This window comes from Pseudomonas baltica (assembly GCF_031880315.1).
Lineage (GTDB): Bacteria > Pseudomonadota > Gammaproteobacteria > Pseudomonadales > Pseudomonadaceae > Aquipseudomonas.
In genome coordinates, this window is the sequence record NZ_CP134771.1 from 267,916 (window position 1) to 283,013 (window position 15,098).

General features: G+C 58.4%; 17 protein-coding genes and 1 tRNA gene. 8 read left to right on the top strand and 10 right to left on the bottom strand.

Features of this window, described 5'->3' with window-relative positions:
* Positions 1-6: 6 nt before the first annotated feature.
* Both REH34_RS01265 and REH34_RS01270 read left to right on the top strand, forming a co-directional pair.
* Entirely contained in the window at positions 7-360 is a 354-nt protein-coding gene (locus REH34_RS01265; protein ID WP_122708954.1) for a gamma-glutamylcyclotransferase family protein, read from the top strand.
* A 92-nt stretch (positions 361-452) separates the two neighbouring features.
* A complete protein-coding gene (locus REH34_RS01270) occupies positions 453-881 on the top strand; it encodes a molybdopterin-binding protein (protein ID WP_122708953.1) in 429 nt (142 codons plus the stop codon).
* A 123-nt stretch (positions 882-1,004) separates the two neighbouring features.
* Here the strand turns inward: REH34_RS01270 and tnpC are convergent, their stop codons facing one another.
* From tnpC to tnpA, 3 genes are all read right to left on the bottom strand, one after another.
* A complete protein-coding gene (gene tnpC / locus REH34_RS01275; RefSeq protein ID WP_311970466.1) occupies positions 1,005-2,531 on the bottom strand; it encodes an IS66 family transposase in 1,527 nt (508 codons plus the stop codon).
* A gap of 63 nt (positions 2,532-2,594) precedes the next feature.
* Positions 2,595-2,930, bottom strand: a complete 336-nt coding sequence (gene tnpB, locus REH34_RS01280; protein ID WP_154951037.1) for an IS66 family insertion sequence element accessory protein TnpB — start codon at positions 2,928-2,930, stop codon at positions 2,595-2,597.
* Entirely contained in the window at positions 2,927-3,244 is a 318-nt protein-coding gene (tnpA, locus tag REH34_RS01285; RefSeq protein ID WP_154951035.1) for an IS66-like element accessory protein TnpA, read from the bottom strand. Before tnpA ends, tnpB begins: the two co-directional genes overlap by 4 nt.
* Before the next feature lie 259 nt (positions 3,245-3,503).
* On the opposite strand from tnpA, the gene REH34_RS01290 reads away from it, so the two are divergent.
* Both REH34_RS01290 and REH34_RS01295 read left to right on the top strand, forming a co-directional pair.
* Positions 3,504-4,433 (top strand): tripartite tricarboxylate transporter substrate-binding protein, encoded by a 930-nt coding sequence (locus REH34_RS01290; RefSeq protein WP_311970467.1) that lies wholly within the window; start codon positions 3,504-3,506, stop codon positions 4,431-4,433.
* 51 nt (positions 4,434-4,484) lie between these two features.
* Positions 4,485-5,647 (top strand): IS3 family transposase gene (locus REH34_RS01295; protein ID WP_311970468.1). Its coding sequence is split into 2 segments (ribosomal slippage): positions 4,485-4,740 and positions 4,740-5,647, totalling 1,164 coding nucleotides; the frame shifts between segments, so codons are not numbered across the junction.
* 563 nt (positions 5,648-6,210) lie between these two features.
* Here the strand turns inward: REH34_RS01295 and REH34_RS01300 are convergent.
* The 6 genes from REH34_RS01300 to REH34_RS01325 form a co-directional block, all read right to left on the bottom strand.
* Positions 6,211-8,031 carry an integrase arm-type DNA-binding domain-containing protein gene (locus REH34_RS01300; protein WP_311970469.1) on the bottom strand — a complete coding sequence of 607 codons (1,821 nt, stop codon included), beginning with the start codon at positions 8,029-8,031 and terminating at the stop codon, positions 6,211-6,213.
* A gap of 228 nt (positions 8,032-8,259) precedes the next feature.
* Positions 8,260-8,335, bottom strand: a tRNA-Gly gene (locus REH34_RS01305).
* A 66-nt stretch (positions 8,336-8,401) separates the two neighbouring features.
* A complete protein-coding gene (pgsA, locus tag REH34_RS01310) occupies positions 8,402-8,962 on the bottom strand; it encodes a CDP-diacylglycerol--glycerol-3-phosphate 3-phosphatidyltransferase (RefSeq protein ID WP_226502785.1) in 561 nt (186 codons plus the stop codon).
* Between the two features lie 32 nt (positions 8,963-8,994).
* Positions 8,995-10,818 carry an excinuclease ABC subunit UvrC gene (gene uvrC, locus REH34_RS01315; RefSeq protein ID WP_311970470.1) on the bottom strand — a complete coding sequence of 608 codons (1,824 nt, stop codon included), beginning with the start codon at positions 10,816-10,818 and terminating at the stop codon, positions 8,995-8,997.
* Between the two features lie 4 nt (positions 10,819-10,822).
* On the bottom strand, positions 10,823-11,467 hold the full coding sequence (gene uvrY, locus REH34_RS01320; protein ID WP_226502787.1) for a UvrY/SirA/GacA family response regulator transcription factor: 645 nt from the start codon (positions 11,465-11,467) through the stop codon (positions 10,823-10,825).
* 138 nt (positions 11,468-11,605) lie between these two features.
* Complete coding sequence (locus REH34_RS01325) at positions 11,606-11,950, bottom strand: helix-turn-helix domain-containing protein (RefSeq protein WP_226502788.1); 345 nt, start codon at positions 11,948-11,950, stop codon at positions 11,606-11,608.
* A gap of 81 nt (positions 11,951-12,031) precedes the next feature.
* Here REH34_RS01325 and REH34_RS01330 point away from each other — a divergent pair, with 81 nt between their 5' ends.
* Positions 12,032-12,256 (top strand): DNA-binding protein, encoded by a 225-nt coding sequence (locus REH34_RS01330; RefSeq protein ID WP_226502789.1) that lies wholly within the window; start codon positions 12,032-12,034, stop codon positions 12,254-12,256.
* A 48-nt stretch (positions 12,257-12,304) separates the two neighbouring features.
* Here REH34_RS01330 and REH34_RS01335 read toward each other — a convergent pair whose 3' ends face one another.
* On the bottom strand, positions 12,305-12,763 hold the full coding sequence (locus REH34_RS01335) for an N-acetyltransferase (RefSeq protein WP_226502790.1): 459 nt from the start codon (positions 12,761-12,763) through the stop codon (positions 12,305-12,307).
* 418 nt (positions 12,764-13,181) lie between these two features.
* On the opposite strand from REH34_RS01335, the gene REH34_RS01340 reads away from it, so the two are divergent.
* The 3 genes from REH34_RS01340 (at position 13,182) to REH34_RS01350 (ending at position 14,973) form a co-directional block, all read left to right on the top strand.
* Positions 13,182-13,328 carry a hypothetical protein gene (locus tag REH34_RS01340; RefSeq protein WP_226502791.1) on the top strand — a complete coding sequence of 49 codons (147 nt, stop codon included), beginning with the start codon at positions 13,182-13,184 and terminating at the stop codon, positions 13,326-13,328.
* A gap of 47 nt (positions 13,329-13,375) precedes the next feature.
* Entirely contained in the window at positions 13,376-14,470 is a 1,095-nt protein-coding gene (locus tag REH34_RS01345) for a 3-deoxy-7-phosphoheptulonate synthase (protein WP_226502792.1), read from the top strand.
* A gap of 221 nt (positions 14,471-14,691) precedes the next feature.
* The gene (locus REH34_RS01350; protein ID WP_226502793.1) at positions 14,692-14,973 is read left to right on the top strand and encodes a peptidylprolyl isomerase; all 282 of its coding nucleotides are present in this window, start codon (positions 14,692-14,694) and stop codon (positions 14,971-14,973) included.
* Positions 14,974-15,098: the final 125 nt, after the last annotated feature.

Genomic DNA, 15,098 nt, shown 5'->3' on the forward strand with positions numbered 1-15,098 from the left:
AACGTAATGAAAGCGTCTACCGAATTCCCCGTGCTGCTCTTTTCGTACGGCACTTTGCAAGACAAAGCAGTGCAACGGGCAAATTTTGGCCGGGAACTGACTGGTGAAGCTGATCAAATGCTTGGGTACTCGCAATCATGGGTCGAGATCACCGACCCCGACGTGCTTGCAGCAAGCGGGAAGACTCATCACCCGATTATCACCCCAAGCCACAACGACGCAGACAAAGTAGCAGGCACTGTCTTCCAGATCGACGAACAAGAGCTTGCCGCTGCCGATGCCTATGAAGTCGCAGATTACAAACGCGTGTCGGTTGCGCTGGCATCAGGATTGACGGCTTGGGTATACGTTCAGGCGTAAATTTTCTCTGCGCGCTATGGTTGTATTCACACAGCGCAAGTTCCGATCATGAGCGACAGTTTTTAATCCCCCAGATAAAAGGAAGTCGTTCGATGAAAGTCAGTGCACGCAACGTGTTCAAAGGTACGGTGAGTGAACTCCAGGAAGGTGCCGTCAATGCTGAAGTAGTGCTGACCCTCGCGGGTGGTGAGCAATTGGTGGCGGTCATCACTATGGCCAGCGTCAAGAGCATGGGTATAGCGGTGGGGAAGGAAGCGGTCGCTTTGATCAAAGCTCCCTGGGTAATGCTGATGACCGATTCCAGTGATATTCGTCTGTCAGCGCGTAATTGCCTGGAAGGGATGGTCATCCGAGTCAGTGAAGGCGCGGTCAATTCTGAGGTGGTAGTTCAACTCCCAGGCGGCGCTGAAGTGTTTTCTATCGTCACTCGCGAAGCTGTAGAGGAGTTGGGCCTCAAGCCGGGAGCCAGCGCGACCGCAGTGATCAAAGCTTCCCATATCGTGCTTGGCGTACCCGCCTGATTTTTCTAACAGCTGTCCACTGGTAGGAATTTCGTAGTCATCCCGCCACGTGCCATTTTAGAAAATCCACCTTCCACTCACAGACAGCTCGGGATAAGCGGATGGGAACACACCTTGCGCATATCAGGCAGGTGTCCACTGATGCGGAAGTAGCTGCTCAATCTCGCTCGCCCGCTGCGTCGGCAAGCGCGTCAGCACATCTTTGAGATAGGCATACGGATCATGCCCATTCATCCGTGCTGACTGGATCAAGCTCATGATTGCTGCCGCCCGTTTGCCGCTGCGAAGCGATCCGGCAAACAACCAGTTGGAGCGCCCAAGTGCCCACGGTCTGATCTGGTTTTCGACTGGGTTGTTGTCTATGGGGACGGCCCCATCTTCCAGGTAGCGCGTCAGCGCTACCCAGCGTTTAAGGCTGTAATCCAGGGCTTTGGCCGTCGCTGATCCGTTGGGCACAAGATCGCGCTGGGTCAGCATCCAGTCTTGCAGTGCTTTCGCCAATGGCGCTGCTTTTTCCTGTCGTATTCGACAGCGCTCCTCGTCACTCATGTTTCGCGCTTGGCGTTCAACTTCGTACAAGCCGCCAATCGAGTGCAGCGCCTGTTCGGCCAACTGGCTTTTATTCGCCACGTGCAGATCGAAAAACTTGCGTCGGGCGTGAGCCATGCAGCCGATTTCGGTCATGCCCTTCTCGAATCCAGCCTTGTAGCCAGCAAAGTCATCGCATACCAGCTTGCCGTTCCACGCGCCGAGGAAGTCACGCGCATGCTCACCTGCGCGGCTCGGGCTGAAGTCATAAACCACAGCCTTGAGCGCCGAAAACGGTGTGGTGCAGTAAGCCCAGACATAAGCGCGGTGCGTTTTCTTCAGCCCGGGCGAAAGCATCTGCACCGGCGTTTCGTCGGCGTGAACAACTCGCTGCGCCAAAACGCCTTCTCGCAAGGCATCAACCAGGGGTTGAAGCTGTACGCCGGTCTGTCCGACCCATTGGGCCAGTGTAGAGCGCGGGATCGCTAAACCTGCGCGCCCGAAGATTTTCTCCTGCCGATACAGCGGCAAGTGGTCAGCGAACTTCGCCACCATCACATGAGCCAGCAGGCCTGCTGTTGGGATGCCCTTATCGATCACTTGGGCCGGCACCGGTGCCTGGATCAGCGTTTCGCACTGACGGCAGGCCCATTTCCCACGCACATGCTGTTCAACGGTGAACACGCCCGGTGTGTAATCCAGCTTTTCGCTGACATCCTCGCCGACGCGCTGAAGGTGGCAACCGCAAGTGCACTGCATGCTTTCTGGTTCATGATGAATGACGGTGCGTGGGAACTGCGGCGGCAGCGGTGCGCGCTTGGGTTTCTGGCGCGGCTCTTCTGGAGCAGAAGCCGGAAGCAGTGCCGTCAGCTCAGCGTCGATAGCCTCAAGGTCGGTGTTAAGCAGGTCGTCGAGCAAGCTGCCTTGCTCAGGACTGATCTGCTCGCTGCGCTTGGCAAATCGATGCCGTTTGAGGATTGTGATCTCGTGGGTCAACTGCTCGATGATGGTGTCATCGCGGTGGCTCTTTCTGCCCATGGTGTCGACCTGCGACATCAACTGCGCAGCGAGTGCACGCAGTTGGTCGGGGGGCATTTGGTCGAGATTGGGCAAGGAAGTCATGCCGTGGATTTTATCAAAGCAGACCGCCTGCGGCAGCAGGCTCAGACGTTAATTACAGCCTTTTTAAAGTATCGTGATTGCACCGCCAGCGCCAACACGCTGCCACGCAAGCCCAAGTACCAGGGCCTGAAGTTGCTCGCTATCAAGTTCCAGCTCGCAACCTTGTCGAATGCCTGGCCACTGGAACTTCCCCTGGTTCAACCGGCGTGCCGCCAGCCAAACACCAATCCCATCATGCACCAGCACTTTCATGCGATTGGCCCGACGATTGGAAAACAAATAAGCGCAGTGCGGCTTCGCCGCACCGAACACCGCAATTACTCTGGCCAATGCGGTCTCGGTACCGGCGCGCATATCCATGGGCTCGGTGGAGAGCCAGATGGCGTCGATACGGATCATTGAGTGAGACCACGGACAAAACGGGCACAGCCTTCAGGATCGGAGATGGGCCATTTGACGGTGAGGGTTTGCTGACCCAGTGATAGCTCGACGGTCGCTAGCGCTTCGACCTTTCGCTTTGGTTCCACTTTCAACGGAATGAACGCAGGCAGCGTGCTGGCTTGCTGATCGCTAAAAAGGGGCAGCCATCGACGAACTACATTGGCGTTGATGCCGTGGCTCATCGCAATGGCCGCGACCGAAACACCGGGCTGCTGACATTCTTTGACGACCTGAGACTTGAAGGATTTCGGATAAGACTTACGTTGGCGCATGACGATCCTGACATTAAGGGTAATTGCGTCCGCTTAAATTTACGCGGACACAATCGCCCTTAATGCAGTAGTTCGGAAGGTGTGTTCGCCATCCGCTTACCCTGTATGGACCCGACCTCCAGATATAGCATCGGCGGCCGATAGCATTGGTTAATACCACCTACAATACAAATATAAGGGGGCTCCCTTGATCAGTCGAAGGTCATTTATCGCAGGATCCGCCGGCGTAATTCTGAGTGCAGGCATCAGCGGTCGGGTAATGAGTAATGCGATCAATCCCACAGGCCGACTGCTTTACGGCTATCCCCCAGGAGCCTCCGGAAGCAAGCTGGCCAACGCTTTGCTACCATTAGTCGCCGCTCAGGGCGGCCTGCGGTACATTTTGACCAACCTTGAAGGCCGTAGCACCCGCACCGCAAGTATTGCCGCCGTCAAAGCCATTCCAGATGGGACTGTCCTGCTGCAAGCCATCTCTGCATCTTTGACCCTTATGCCCAGCCTTCACAGTGACGTAGGCTTCGATCCCCTCCATGATCTCAAACCCATCGCCAGCCTGGGTGATTTCCCTTACCTAATGGTGGTAGGACCTATCGTCCCCAAAACAGTGACAAATCTGGCGAAGTACTTGATATGGGTAAATGACAACCCCGATTTTCGCAGTATTGGCATATCCATTAATGGATCGATTGGTCAGCTGGCCGTCGCAGCCTTGGCGAACAGCACCGGGGCGTCTTTGAGCAGTGTTTCTTATCAAGGGACTGGGGACTTGCTGAATGATCTTCGAAGCGAAACGCTGGCTGCAGCATTTGTCGTCCCTAATCCGGGCATAAGCCCGAGGCTTGAAGCTCCGATAAGGACGATCGGCATTACCAGCGCTCAACGGTTTACCTACTGGCCCGAAGTCGTCCCTCTGGCAGAGCAGGGTATTTCCTCCATGGATTTGACGGCCTGGTTCGGATGGTTCACTCAGAGCGCAACCCCTGAGTCGGCACTGACGACATTACGGACGGCCGTCACAAGAATGCAGGCCTCTGCACAATATTCAGACGTCATGAAAGGCCTAATGCTTATCGCCAGGCCCCTGACGCCGGAAAAAATTGATGCACGCATGCGTGAGGAGTTTGCTCGCTACCGAAATATGGTTGACCGACTGGGTATCCAGTGTAGTGGTCAACTTGTAGTGGTCTAATGATTCCGGACACCCATTTAGGTGAGAATGCTCGCCACAGAGAGGTGTCTGATGACCAAGCAACGTCGTACCTTTACCCCTGAGTTCAAGCGCGAGGCTGCGTGCCTGGTGCTCGACCAAGGCTACAGCCATAACGAGGCATCCCGTTCGCTTGGGCTGGTTGAGTCGGCCTTGCGTCGTTGGGTGAACCAGCTCCAGCAAGAACGTGGCGGCGTCACGCCGACCAGCAAGGCGTTGACACCTGAGCAGCAAAAAATCCAGGAACTCGAAGCCCGTATCAATCGGCTAGAACGAGAGAAATCGATTTTAAAAAAGGCCACCGCGCTCTTGATGGCCGAGGAACACGAGCGTTCGCGTTAATCGATCAATTGCGGGCTCAAGAGCCGATTGATCTGTTGTGCTCGGTATTTGAAGTAACCCGATCTTGCTACTACGCGTACTGCCGAAAACGCCGGTATCCAGATGCCGAACGGGTGGTTTTGCGCAGCCGCGTGAACGAGCTGTTTACGCAAAGCCGAAGCGCTGCGGGCAGCCGGAGCATCATGCTGATGATGAAAGAGGACGGCATGCAGATCGGGCGATTCAAGGTGCGCGAGTTGATGCGCGAGATGAACCTGATCAGCAAACAGCCCGGTTCGCATGCCTATAAAAAGGCGACCGTGGAGCGACCTGATATTCCGAACGTGCTTGATCGAGGATTCACCGTCGCATCCCCAAACAAGGTCTGGTGCGGTGACATCACATACGTTTGGGCCGAAGGTCGATGGCACTATCTAGCAGCTGTCATCGACCTTTGTGCCCGCCGTGTTGTGGGTTGGGCGTTCTCACCCAAGCCCGACGCCGACCTGGTAATCAAGGCACTGGACATGGCTTACGAGCAGCGTGGCAGGCCGCAAAACGTACTGTTTCATAGCGACCAGGGCAGCCAATATGGCAGCCGAAGTTTCCGCCAAAGACTATGGCGATACCGCTTCACACAGAGCATGAGTCGGCGCGGCAACTGCCACGATAACGCGCCGATGGAGCGGCTGTTTCGCAGTCTGAAAACAGAATGGATACCGACGGTGGGCTACATGAGCGCTGCGCTAGCGCAACAGGATATCGGCCGATTCCTAATGGGGCGATACAACTGGCGGCGACCGCATCAGTTCAACGAAGGGCTAGCGCCTGCGGTCGCTGAGGAAAAACTCAATTCAGTGTCCGGGATCAGTTGACCACTACAAAACGATCTACGAGGCATTTCCTGAGCTTGCCGGCCAAGGCTTTTATGAATGGCTCGATCAGGTTTACCAGACAGGACAGCGCTTGGTTTTATCTGCGCCCCCATCTCGCTTAGCTACCTAGGAGCCGCCTCCGGGCAGCGATTTTTGGACTTCATTTACGAGCCCCTGCTCGATGAATCGGGCACAGTCACGGGGATTTTGTGTGAAGGGTTCGACGTGACTGATGGTCACGTCACACGGACTTTCCTAGTGGCTAGCCTGGCGTGGGTGGGGAGTAGCTGTCGACCTGATCGCCGGATGCTGCTTTTCGGAGCCGCTCGCGGTAGGTCGAAAGTGGCCGCTGCGAGTAACAGCCACGGATGCCGTTTAAAGGCCGAAAATCTGGGTGGGGCAAAAAGTGGGGGCAAAATCGCGGGAGGGACATAACTCCCGCACGTAAAAAAACCCAAGAACAGCTAAGCGCTTGGATTTCTTCAGAATAAATGGTCGGGACGGAGTGATTCGAACACTCGACCCCTTGCACCCCATACATGAGGTCGAGCGAAAACCCTTATCTAATGCAGACCTGGCGATTCTCCTAGGCTTTGAGAGAGGACTGCAAATACCTCTTCGATAGTCGCTGCGGCCACCTTACTGACAGCCGACTGTCCCTCGAGAGCATCCTCCGACCTCGTAAGAGCTTTGTACAACTCCCACGCGTCAGCCTGGGGAAATTTGCTCAAGACCTTTTGCACGAGCTTATGCTTGGTAGGGTCCAGGTGCCAGTCGGGAATCCGGTGGCCTAGATTACCAAAAGCCAGGGCCAACACCCTTTTCGCTTTGATCTCGTAACTGATCCAGCGGCGCGACCTGCCCGATAGCTTAGCGAAAACTCCGGCCGGCAAGTTGTGTGGTGAGTTGTAGATCTCAAGCTTCTCCCGTTGATCCGAAATCGTACCTAGATTGCTCGCCATCGGCCCTGTGATAGCCGAGATACGTTGTTTCCCCGCAACCAGTTTCGGCACGGGAGCGGCCTCGGAATTGGCCGGCACGAGCATCTCTCCAGCTTCTGCGGCCGAGGCTAGATTGCCCTCTCCTGCTGCAGTCCGCGGTACCGCCTCGATTCGAACCGTCAGATGCTTGCTCGCGACCTCAAATCGGTTCTGCTCGAACAGATCGAGCCGATCAGCCCAATCCTGCATCATGCGACGCCGCTGGCTGACATACTCGGCGTGATTGTAGGCAGAGCTCACTTTGTTGGGGTCCGTGTGTGACAACTGTGCATCCACCCAAATCTTCGGGTACCCGATTTCGTTCAGTGCCGTCGAGAGGGTTCCGCGAATGCCATGCCCCGTCAGTTGATCCGCATAGCCAATCCGCTTTAGCGCCGCGTTTAGCGTGTTCTCGCTGATGCGCTTGGTCAGATTGCTGTTATGCGCCAGCAGGTATCGCTGTGCCGGCCTCAGATGATCCAGAAGATAGCGCACCACCTCCAGGGCCTGTTCAGATAGTGGGACGAGATATGGAGGGATATCACTAGCTCGCTTGCCAGCCTTACGCATCCCAAGTTGCAGCTGCTTCACCACCTCCGGCGGGATGATCCACAGAGCCGCCGACAGATCAAACTGATCCGGCGTGGCAAGTCGGAGCTCCCCAGTACGCACGCCGGTCAACAGCAGGAGTCGAAGTCCCAATTGCGTCTGCAGCCTGCCCGGGTAGTTGCGCAGCTGCTGCAGCATGCTCGGCAATTCTTCCATCCGCAAAAACGGATTATGTCGAACGGGTGGCTGGGGCAGCGCCACCACATCCAGATCAAACGCAGGATTTTGCTGCAGGCCTGGCACAACGACGAGCGCATAGCGGAACAGCTGGCGAAACCAGGTGCGGACCTTCTCCGCCGCAGTCAGCGCACCACGGCGCTCAATCTGTGCGACAACATCAAGAAGGTCGGGACGCTGCAGCTCGTAGATCGACCTGCGGCCGATCATGGGCAGAACATCCTTGGTAAAGATGCGACGAATCTGCGACAGGGTGCTCTGGCGGCCTTCCTTGAGCACCAGGCCTCGATGATCGAGCCATTTCTCGTAAACGATTTTGAAGATGTTCTGATCGGCGAGCTGGACGGCCTGACGTTTCTGTTTGCGATCAAGCCGCGGGTTGACGCCCTTGCTCAGCAGCACACGTGCACCATCGCGTAGCGCGCGAGCCTCCCGCAGGCTCACCTCGGGATAGCTTCCGAGAGACATCCGCTTTTGCTTATCGGCCCAATAGTAGCGAAAGTGCCAGGACTTACCGCCCACGCCGGAAACCGCAAGGGACAGTCCATCGATATCATTGATGGTGTAGTGGCTGCCAGTGGCTTTAGCTTGCCGAATAGTGAGGTCTGAAAGCGCCATGATCGAACTCCTGAACGTAGGGTCAGGACCTGATGTTTCGCTCGCCGCGTGCGCTCCTCCAGCAAAAAACCGATGTGAAATCCGCCGTTTTTACTCTGGACTCAAAAATGGACTTAAAAAGACTTGCTGGCGGTGGTTTTCAGCAGATTTCGCTGGAACGAAAAAAGGACCCGAAGGTCCTGATTTCAATGACTTACAGACTTCAATGGAACTCTGCAGATCATAATTTGGAGCGGGAAACGAGACTCGAACTCGCGACCCCGACCTTGGCAAGGTCGTGCTCTACCAACTGAGCTATTCCCGCGTCGTGTTGACGGGCGCCATTCTATCGAATCGGAGGAGCGCGTCAACCCCTTGATTCAAAATAGTTTTAATTATTTTCCGTGGTGGTGCGCAGATGCGGCCAGGCCGCTCGCAAGTACTTGAGCATGGACCAGATCGTCAGCCCTGCCGCGACGAGCAACAGCGCATAACCGGCCACCACCCAGAAGCTGAACGCGGGCGGATTGGCCAGCAGAATCACTAGAGCGCCCATCTGCGCCGCAGTCTTCCACTTGCCCAGGTTGGACACGGCGACGTGCGCCCGCGCCCCGATTTCTGCCATCCACTCACGCAATGCCGAGACCACGATCTCGCGACCGATGATCACCGCCGCTGGCAGCGTCAGCCATACGTTGGCATGGGCCTGCACCAGCAATACCAGGGCCACGGCAACCATGAGCTTGTCTGCCACCGGGTCGAGAAAGGCACCGAACGGCGTGCTTTGCTCCAGCCGGCGGGCCAGATAGCCATCCAGCCAGTCGGTGGCGGCAGCAAAGGCGAACACCGAACTCGCAGCAGCGTAGCTCCAGTGGTAAGGCATGTAGAACAACAGAATGAAGATCGGGATCAGGACGACGCGCAGCACGGTAATCAGGTTGGGGATATTCATTGGCACAATTGGCTACAAGGTGAGAGGGCATTCTACTCGCTGTGCAGGTTTGCATAAATCGACTCTGCGAGCTTTTTACTGATTCCTGGCGCTTTAGCGATTTCCTCGATACTGGCACGGCTCAGCTCCTGCAATCCGCCGAAATGCTTGAGCAGATCGCGGCGGCGCTTTGGCCCTACCCCAGCCACTCCTTCCAGGGTGGAGGTACGGCGGGTCTTGCCGCGCCGGGCACGGTGGCCAGTGATGGCAAATCGGTGTGCTTCATCGCGAATCTGTTGGATCAGGTGCAAGGCGGGCGAATCACCCTTCAAGGTGAATTCGTGCGCCACATCATTGAGGTACAGGGTTTCGAAGCCGGCCTTGCGAGTGGTGCCCTTGGCCACGCCCAGCAGGATCAGGTCTGGCACGTCGAGTTCTCGAAGTACATCACGCGCCATGTTGAGCTGGCCTTTGCCACCGTCGACCAGCAGTACATCGGGCAGCTTGCCCTCGCCTTCCTTGGCGCGCTTGAAGCGGCGCGTGAGCGCCTGGTGCATCGCTGCGTAGTCATCGCCGGGCGTGACACCTTCGATATTGTAGCGGCGATAATCGGCCTTGATCGGCCCTTCGGGACCAAATACCACGCAAGACGCCACTGTCGCCTCCCCACTGGAATGACTGATGTCATAGCATTCAAGCCGCTGTGGCGGCTCATCCAGATCGAGCACTTCAGCCAAGGCCTCGAAGCGCGCGGCAACGTGCTGCCGGTTGGCAAGGCGTGCGCCCAGCGCCTGTTCGGCGTTGGTCACTGCCAGTTGCTGCCAGCGCGCCCGAGTGCCGCGCACCCGATGACTGATGCTCAGCTCGCGTCCGCGCAGGGTGTCGATGGCTGTCACCAGCGCCTCGAAGTCTTCGTGCACCACGTTGACGATCAATTCGCTGGGCAGCTCGCGCTCGGCATTGCCCAGATAATACTGGGCCAAAAAGGCGGACATGACCTCGGCCACCTCCTCCTCGATGCCCACCTGCGGGAAGAAGTTCTTGCTGCCCAATACGCGCCCGCCGCGCACGCTGATCAAATGCACACAAGCGCCGCCCGGGTTGACGAAGGCGGCGACCACGTCGATATCGCCGGTGCCGCCCTCCATGGTCTGCTGATCCTGGATGCGCCGCAACTGGGCGACCTGATCGCGCAACTCGGCGGCCTTCTCGAAATCCAGAGCCATGGAAGCCTTTTCCATGTCGACCACCAGTTCATTGGTCAACTGATGGCTGCGACCTTCGAGGAACATCACCGAGTGACGCACATCTTCGGCGTAATCGGCAGGTTCGGCCAGGCCTACGCAAGGCGCCTTGCAGCGTTTGATCTGATATTGCAGACAAGGTCGCGTGCGGTTCTTGTAGTAGCTGTCTTCGCACTGCCGGACGAAAAAGGTCTTTTGCAACAGGCTGAGGCTTTCACGGATCGCGCCCGCGCTAGGGTAAGGCCCGAAATAGCGACCCTTGGCCTTCTTCGCGCCGCGATGGATGCTCAGCCGCGGGAAGGCCCCATCCGAGAGAAACACATAGGGATAGGACTTATCGTCACGCAGCAGGATGTTATAGGGCGGTCGCCACTCTTTGATGAGTGTCTGTTCGAGCAGCAGCGCCTCGGTCTCGTTGGCGACGATGGTCGTGTCGACCTGAGCGATATGCCCGACCAAGGCTGCCGTCTTGGGCGCCAGGCCAGCCTTGCGAAAATAGCTGGCGAGGCGCTTCTTGAGGTTCTTGGCCTTGCCGACGTAGAGCAGACGCGCGTCGGCATCGAACATCTGGTAGACGCCCGGGCGCCCGCTGCAAGTGGCCAGAAAGGCGCTGGGATCGAATGGCGTTGTCATAGAGTCAGGCGCTGGCGTCGACCATGCCGTGTCGCACGGCCAGCAGGGTCAGCTCCACGTCACTGGTCACCGAGAGCTTTTCGAAAATCCGATAACGGTAGGTATTCACGGTCTTGGGCGACAGGTTGAGCTTGTCCGAGATGATCTGCACCTTCTGGCAGCCGACGATCATCAGCGCGATCTGGATCTCGCGCTCCGACAGCAGGTCGAAAGGCGACGCCGTGGTCTGCGGCTGGAATGACTTGAGCGCCAATTGCTGGGCGATCTGCGGGCTGATATAGCGCTGGCCGGCGAACACCAGACGAATGGCCTGGATCATCTCGTCGAGCCCGGCGCCTTTGGTCAGGTAGCCGGCAGCACCCGCTTGCAGCAGCCGCGTGGGGAATGGATCTTCCTCGCAGACGGTCACCGCAACCACTTTGATGTCAGGGTAGCTACGCTGCAGCTTGCGGGTGGCTTCGAGGCCGCCGATGCCAGGCATCTTGACGTCCATCAGCACCACGTCGGGCTTGAGCTCGCGCGCATGGCGCAGGGCTTCCTCACCGGATTCGGCCTGCCCCACTACCTGCAATCCGTCTATGTCCGCCAGCATCCGAGTGATGCCTGTGCGAACCAGATCGTGATCGTCGACCACCAGGACCCTAATCAAGCAGACACTCCTCGTTACGCTTTCGCAATCAGACCGCTACATTAACAAACATCTGTCGTTAGACCTAGCTGAAAGCGTCACGAAAGTCGCTAATGGCGCCCTGCTGCCCAGCCAGAAAAATGCATGTCGGACATGCATTCAGGCTTTGTGCCTGTCCGCTGTCGCGAGTTCCATCACGCTGCCCGCCAACAGCACCAGACCGCTGCGGGCCTGGTTGGGCATCAGTCGATAGGCTGTCAGCAACTGGCTTTCGCTGGGGTCGTGGCGGTCGGCGGCGAGCGGCTCGCGGCGGCCGGTGAGGACGTACAGCACATCGACCCCCTGAGCCGCAACGGCCGCCAGATAGTCGGCCTTGGGGGCTCGCTCGCCACTTTCATACTTGCCCTGAGCGTTCGGCTCCACGCCACCGATGTCGCCGAACGCACGCTGGGTCAACTTGAGCCTCTCGCGTTCTTCCCTGAGACGGGAACCAATTCCAATCATTTGAATGTATAATCCCTTATCGACCACCCCAAAAGGGTGAAAATCTAAACACAAATAAATCGATATAAACGGATTTGAACTATGCACGGTATACGGACTGCTGCACAAGCAAAGGCTTGGCTGGAGTACCAGGGTAAATCGGTACAGGCATTTGCCAGGGAACACGGGGTCGACCCGGCTACCACCTATCAGGTACTGGCCGGACGCAAGAAAGGCAGGCGTGGTGAAGCGCACAAGGTCGCCGTGCTGCTGGGGATGAAGCATGGCGTCATCCCCCCTGAATCGCCCTACCGCCCTGAGGGGTGAAGGCAACGGCTGTCCCGTGACGCGCCACACCGCGCCACGGGACAGCAGTCACGGTCGACGCGCACCGGCCTTGGCGGCGACCTGGCGCTCCATGCGCAGGAAGCACTCATCTTCGCCGACCTGCTCGAAACCATGCCGACGATAGAGCCGTTGCGCCGGATTGCTCTTGAACACTGTCAAGCGCACCAATGGCAAACCTCGCTGCACGGCCAATGCATGCACCCATTCGAGCACCAGCCCGCCCACCCCGCGCCCGCGCGCCGACTCGACCATCTGCAATTCGCGGATGAACAGCGCACGCTGATCGACGCTGAGGCTGATGAAACCCAGCAGCCCGGTGTCGTCCTCGATCAGGCGATTGTCCCGCCATTGCCAACATTCATCGAAGGCATCGTCGACCCACAACAGGCCGAACTCGCCGTAATACGGCAGCATGTTGCGCCGCGCCAGCGCTCGCGCGAATGCCAGGTCGGCCAGCGATGTGGCCGGGATCAATTGCAGGCTCATGGCACCTCTTTAGCCCATGATGGCAGTTTTATTCAAGGCAGCAGGCCGAGCCCGCTTGGCAATCATTGTTTGTCGCCGCGCGGGCCGTTGCAAGCCACTATTGCTTCGACGCCCCGCACTGCAGTAAGCTCGGCTGCAATCAACGAGATGCAGCCCCAATGACGACTCCCCACGCACATTCCATGCACACCGTACGCAACGCCGCTGGCGTGGTGACGGGCGTGGCTGTGGGCGCTCAGGTCGGCTGCGCTTCTTATTATTATGGGTATTGGTTTAGCCACTTGCGCGACTGATACCCATCGGCGCGCACCTCCCCAGGGCCGCCGGACATTGAGAACCCCTCAACCCCCAGTCGGCCACCCGACTGGGGGTTTTGTTTTTTACAGCCTTTCATACCTGTCGATTACGGAGATTCACCATGAACTACACCACCTGCCACCGTTACTGCACCTCGACCGCCTGGCGATTTAGCACCCTGCGTTCGGCCCAACTCGCCGCCAGCGAACGCACCTCATCGGGCGGCAACCCGGAACATATGGCACAGATGTGTCGAACAACCCGATAAGCGCTGCACGCAGGCCCACCCGCCTGCCGCCAGCCGAAGGACCGAACATGCATACCCTCACTACCCAGCTGCACCCCCAGGCCCCTGCCGTGGCCGCCAACACCAGCCTGAGCCAGCGTCTGCCCACTGCGCAGAGCCTCAAGCAGCAACTGCCACTGGACTCGCACCTGTCCAGCCAGGTCACCCGCCATCGCGACGCGGTACGCGCGATACTTGAAGGCCGCGACTCGCGCCTGCTGGTGATCGTCGGCCCCTGCTCTCTGCACGACCCTGAAGCCACCCGCGAATACGCCCGCCATCTGGCGAAGCTGGCCCGCGAGGTCGACGATCAACTGTTGCTGGTGATGCGCGCCTACGTCGAAAAGCCGCGCACCACTGTCGGCTGGAAAGGCCTGGCCTACGACCCGCGCCTGGACGGCAGTGACGACATGGTCGGCGGCCTCAGCCTGTCGCGCGAACTGATGCTCGACATGCTGCGCCTCGGTCTGCCGATCGCCACCGAGCTGCTGCAACCCATGGCGGCGGCCTATTTCGAAGATCTGCTGAGCTGGGTCGCCATCGGCGCGCGCACCACCGAATCGCAAATCCACCGGGAAATGGCCAGCGGCCTGAGCATGCCGGTAGGCTTCAAGAACGGCACCGACGGCGGGATTGCCGTTGCCTGTGATGCAATTCGCAGCGCCGCTCATGCGCACCGCCATTTTGGCGTCGATGCCAGCGGCCATCCGGCGATCATCGAAACCCACGGCAATGGCGATGGCCACGTGGTATTGCGCGGCGGCCATCGCGGCCCCAACTACGATGCCCACAGTGTCGGCACAGTGCGCGAAGCGCTGATCAAGGCCAAGCTGCCGGTCCGCATGGTGGTCGACTGCAGCCACGCCAACAGTGGTAAAGACCCGCTGCGCCAACCGCAGGTGTTCAACGAAGTACTGGCGCAACGCCTGCAAGGCGATCGTTCGCTGGTCGGCACGATGCTCGAAAGCAATCTGTTTGAAGGATGCCAGCCGCTCAGTGCAAATCTGCGCTACGGCGTCTCGATCACCGACGGCTGCCTGGGCTGGGAGGCGACTGAAGTGCTGTTGCGCCAGGCCGCTGAACGGCTATCGCTGGTTGATCAGGCAGTGATCCGGATGGCGTGATGCCTGCGGGATCTTTGCTGGACGGGCCGGCCTCTTCACGGGCAAGGCTCGCTCCCACAAATGTACGGCGGTGGCGCTATGTGCACGGTGGGAGCAAGGCTTGTCTGCAATTGCGCCATGCGCAGCAACCCATCTCGCACAGACACCATGCTCTCTCGCGGCTGTAATTCAGCCGCCCGATCCGGTAGGCTTGTCCCCTTAACTGAAAGGAGTAACTCCCCATGGCCAAAGCCACTGCCCGCCACATCCTGGTTTCCACCGAAGACAAATGCAACGAGCTGAAAAGCCAGATCGAAGGCGGTGCCGATTTCGCCGAAATCGCCAAAGCCAATTCCTCCTGCCCCTCCAGCCGCCAAGGCGGTGACCTGGGTTCGTTCGGCCCAGGCCAGATGGTCAAGGAATTCGACACCGTGGTCTTCAGCGCGCCGATCAACGTCGTGCAAGGCCCGGTCAAGACCCAGTTCGGTTACCACCTGCTGGAAGTGACCAGCCGTCAGGACTGATCCTGCACTGGCAATAAAAACGGCCCGCCTCGATGCGGGCCGTTTCGTTTGTCGCCTTAGACGTGCATGATGGGTGTCGCAGCTTCTGTGTCCGGATGTGTCCGGCAGCCACCGTCAACGTCCAA

What these genes read in the sequence shown, in the direction of transcription:
- REH34_RS01265 (WP_122708954.1), top strand. Translation starts at nt 7, where the DNA reads ATGAAAGCGTCTACCGAATTCCCCGTGCTGCTCTTTTCGTACGGCACT.
- REH34_RS01270 (WP_122708953.1), top strand. Translation starts at nt 453, where the DNA reads ATGAAAGTCAGTGCACGCAACGTGTTCAAAGGTACGGTGAGTGAACTC.
- tnpC (WP_311970466.1), bottom strand. Translation starts at nt 2,531, where the DNA reads ATGACTTCCTTGCCCAATCTCGACCAAATGCCCCCCGACCAACTGCGT.
- tnpB (WP_154951037.1), bottom strand. Translation starts at nt 2,930, where the DNA reads ATGATCCGTATCGACGCCATCTGGCTCTCCACCGAGCCCATGGATATG.
- tnpA (WP_154951035.1), bottom strand. Translation starts at nt 3,244, where the DNA reads ATGCGCCAACGTAAGTCTTATCCGAAATCCTTCAAGTCTCAGGTCGTC.
- REH34_RS01290 (WP_311970467.1), top strand. Translation starts at nt 3,504, where the DNA reads ATGAGTAATGCGATCAATCCCACAGGCCGACTGCTTTACGGCTATCCC.
- REH34_RS01300 (WP_311970469.1), bottom strand. Translation starts at nt 8,031, where the DNA reads ATGGCGCTTTCAGACCTCACTATTCGGCAAGCTAAAGCCACTGGCAGC.
- pgsA (WP_226502785.1), bottom strand. Translation starts at nt 8,962, where the DNA reads ATGAATATCCCCAACCTGATTACCGTGCTGCGCGTCGTCCTGATCCCG.
- uvrC (WP_311970470.1), bottom strand. Translation starts at nt 10,818, where the DNA reads ATGACAACGCCATTCGATCCCAGCGCCTTTCTGGCCACTTGCAGCGGG.
- REH34_RS01325 (WP_226502788.1), bottom strand. Translation starts at nt 11,950, where the DNA reads ATGATTGGAATTGGTTCCCGTCTCAGGGAAGAACGCGAGAGGCTCAAG.
- REH34_RS01330 (WP_226502789.1), top strand. Translation starts at nt 12,032, where the DNA reads ATGCACGGTATACGGACTGCTGCACAAGCAAAGGCTTGGCTGGAGTAC.
- REH34_RS01335 (WP_226502790.1), bottom strand. Translation starts at nt 12,763, where the DNA reads ATGAGCCTGCAATTGATCCCGGCCACATCGCTGGCCGACCTGGCATTC.
- REH34_RS01340 (WP_226502791.1), top strand. Translation starts at nt 13,182, where the DNA reads ATGAACTACACCACCTGCCACCGTTACTGCACCTCGACCGCCTGGCGA.
- REH34_RS01345 (WP_226502792.1), top strand. Translation starts at nt 13,376, where the DNA reads ATGCATACCCTCACTACCCAGCTGCACCCCCAGGCCCCTGCCGTGGCC.
- REH34_RS01350 (WP_226502793.1), top strand. Translation starts at nt 14,692, where the DNA reads ATGGCCAAAGCCACTGCCCGCCACATCCTGGTTTCCACCGAAGACAAA.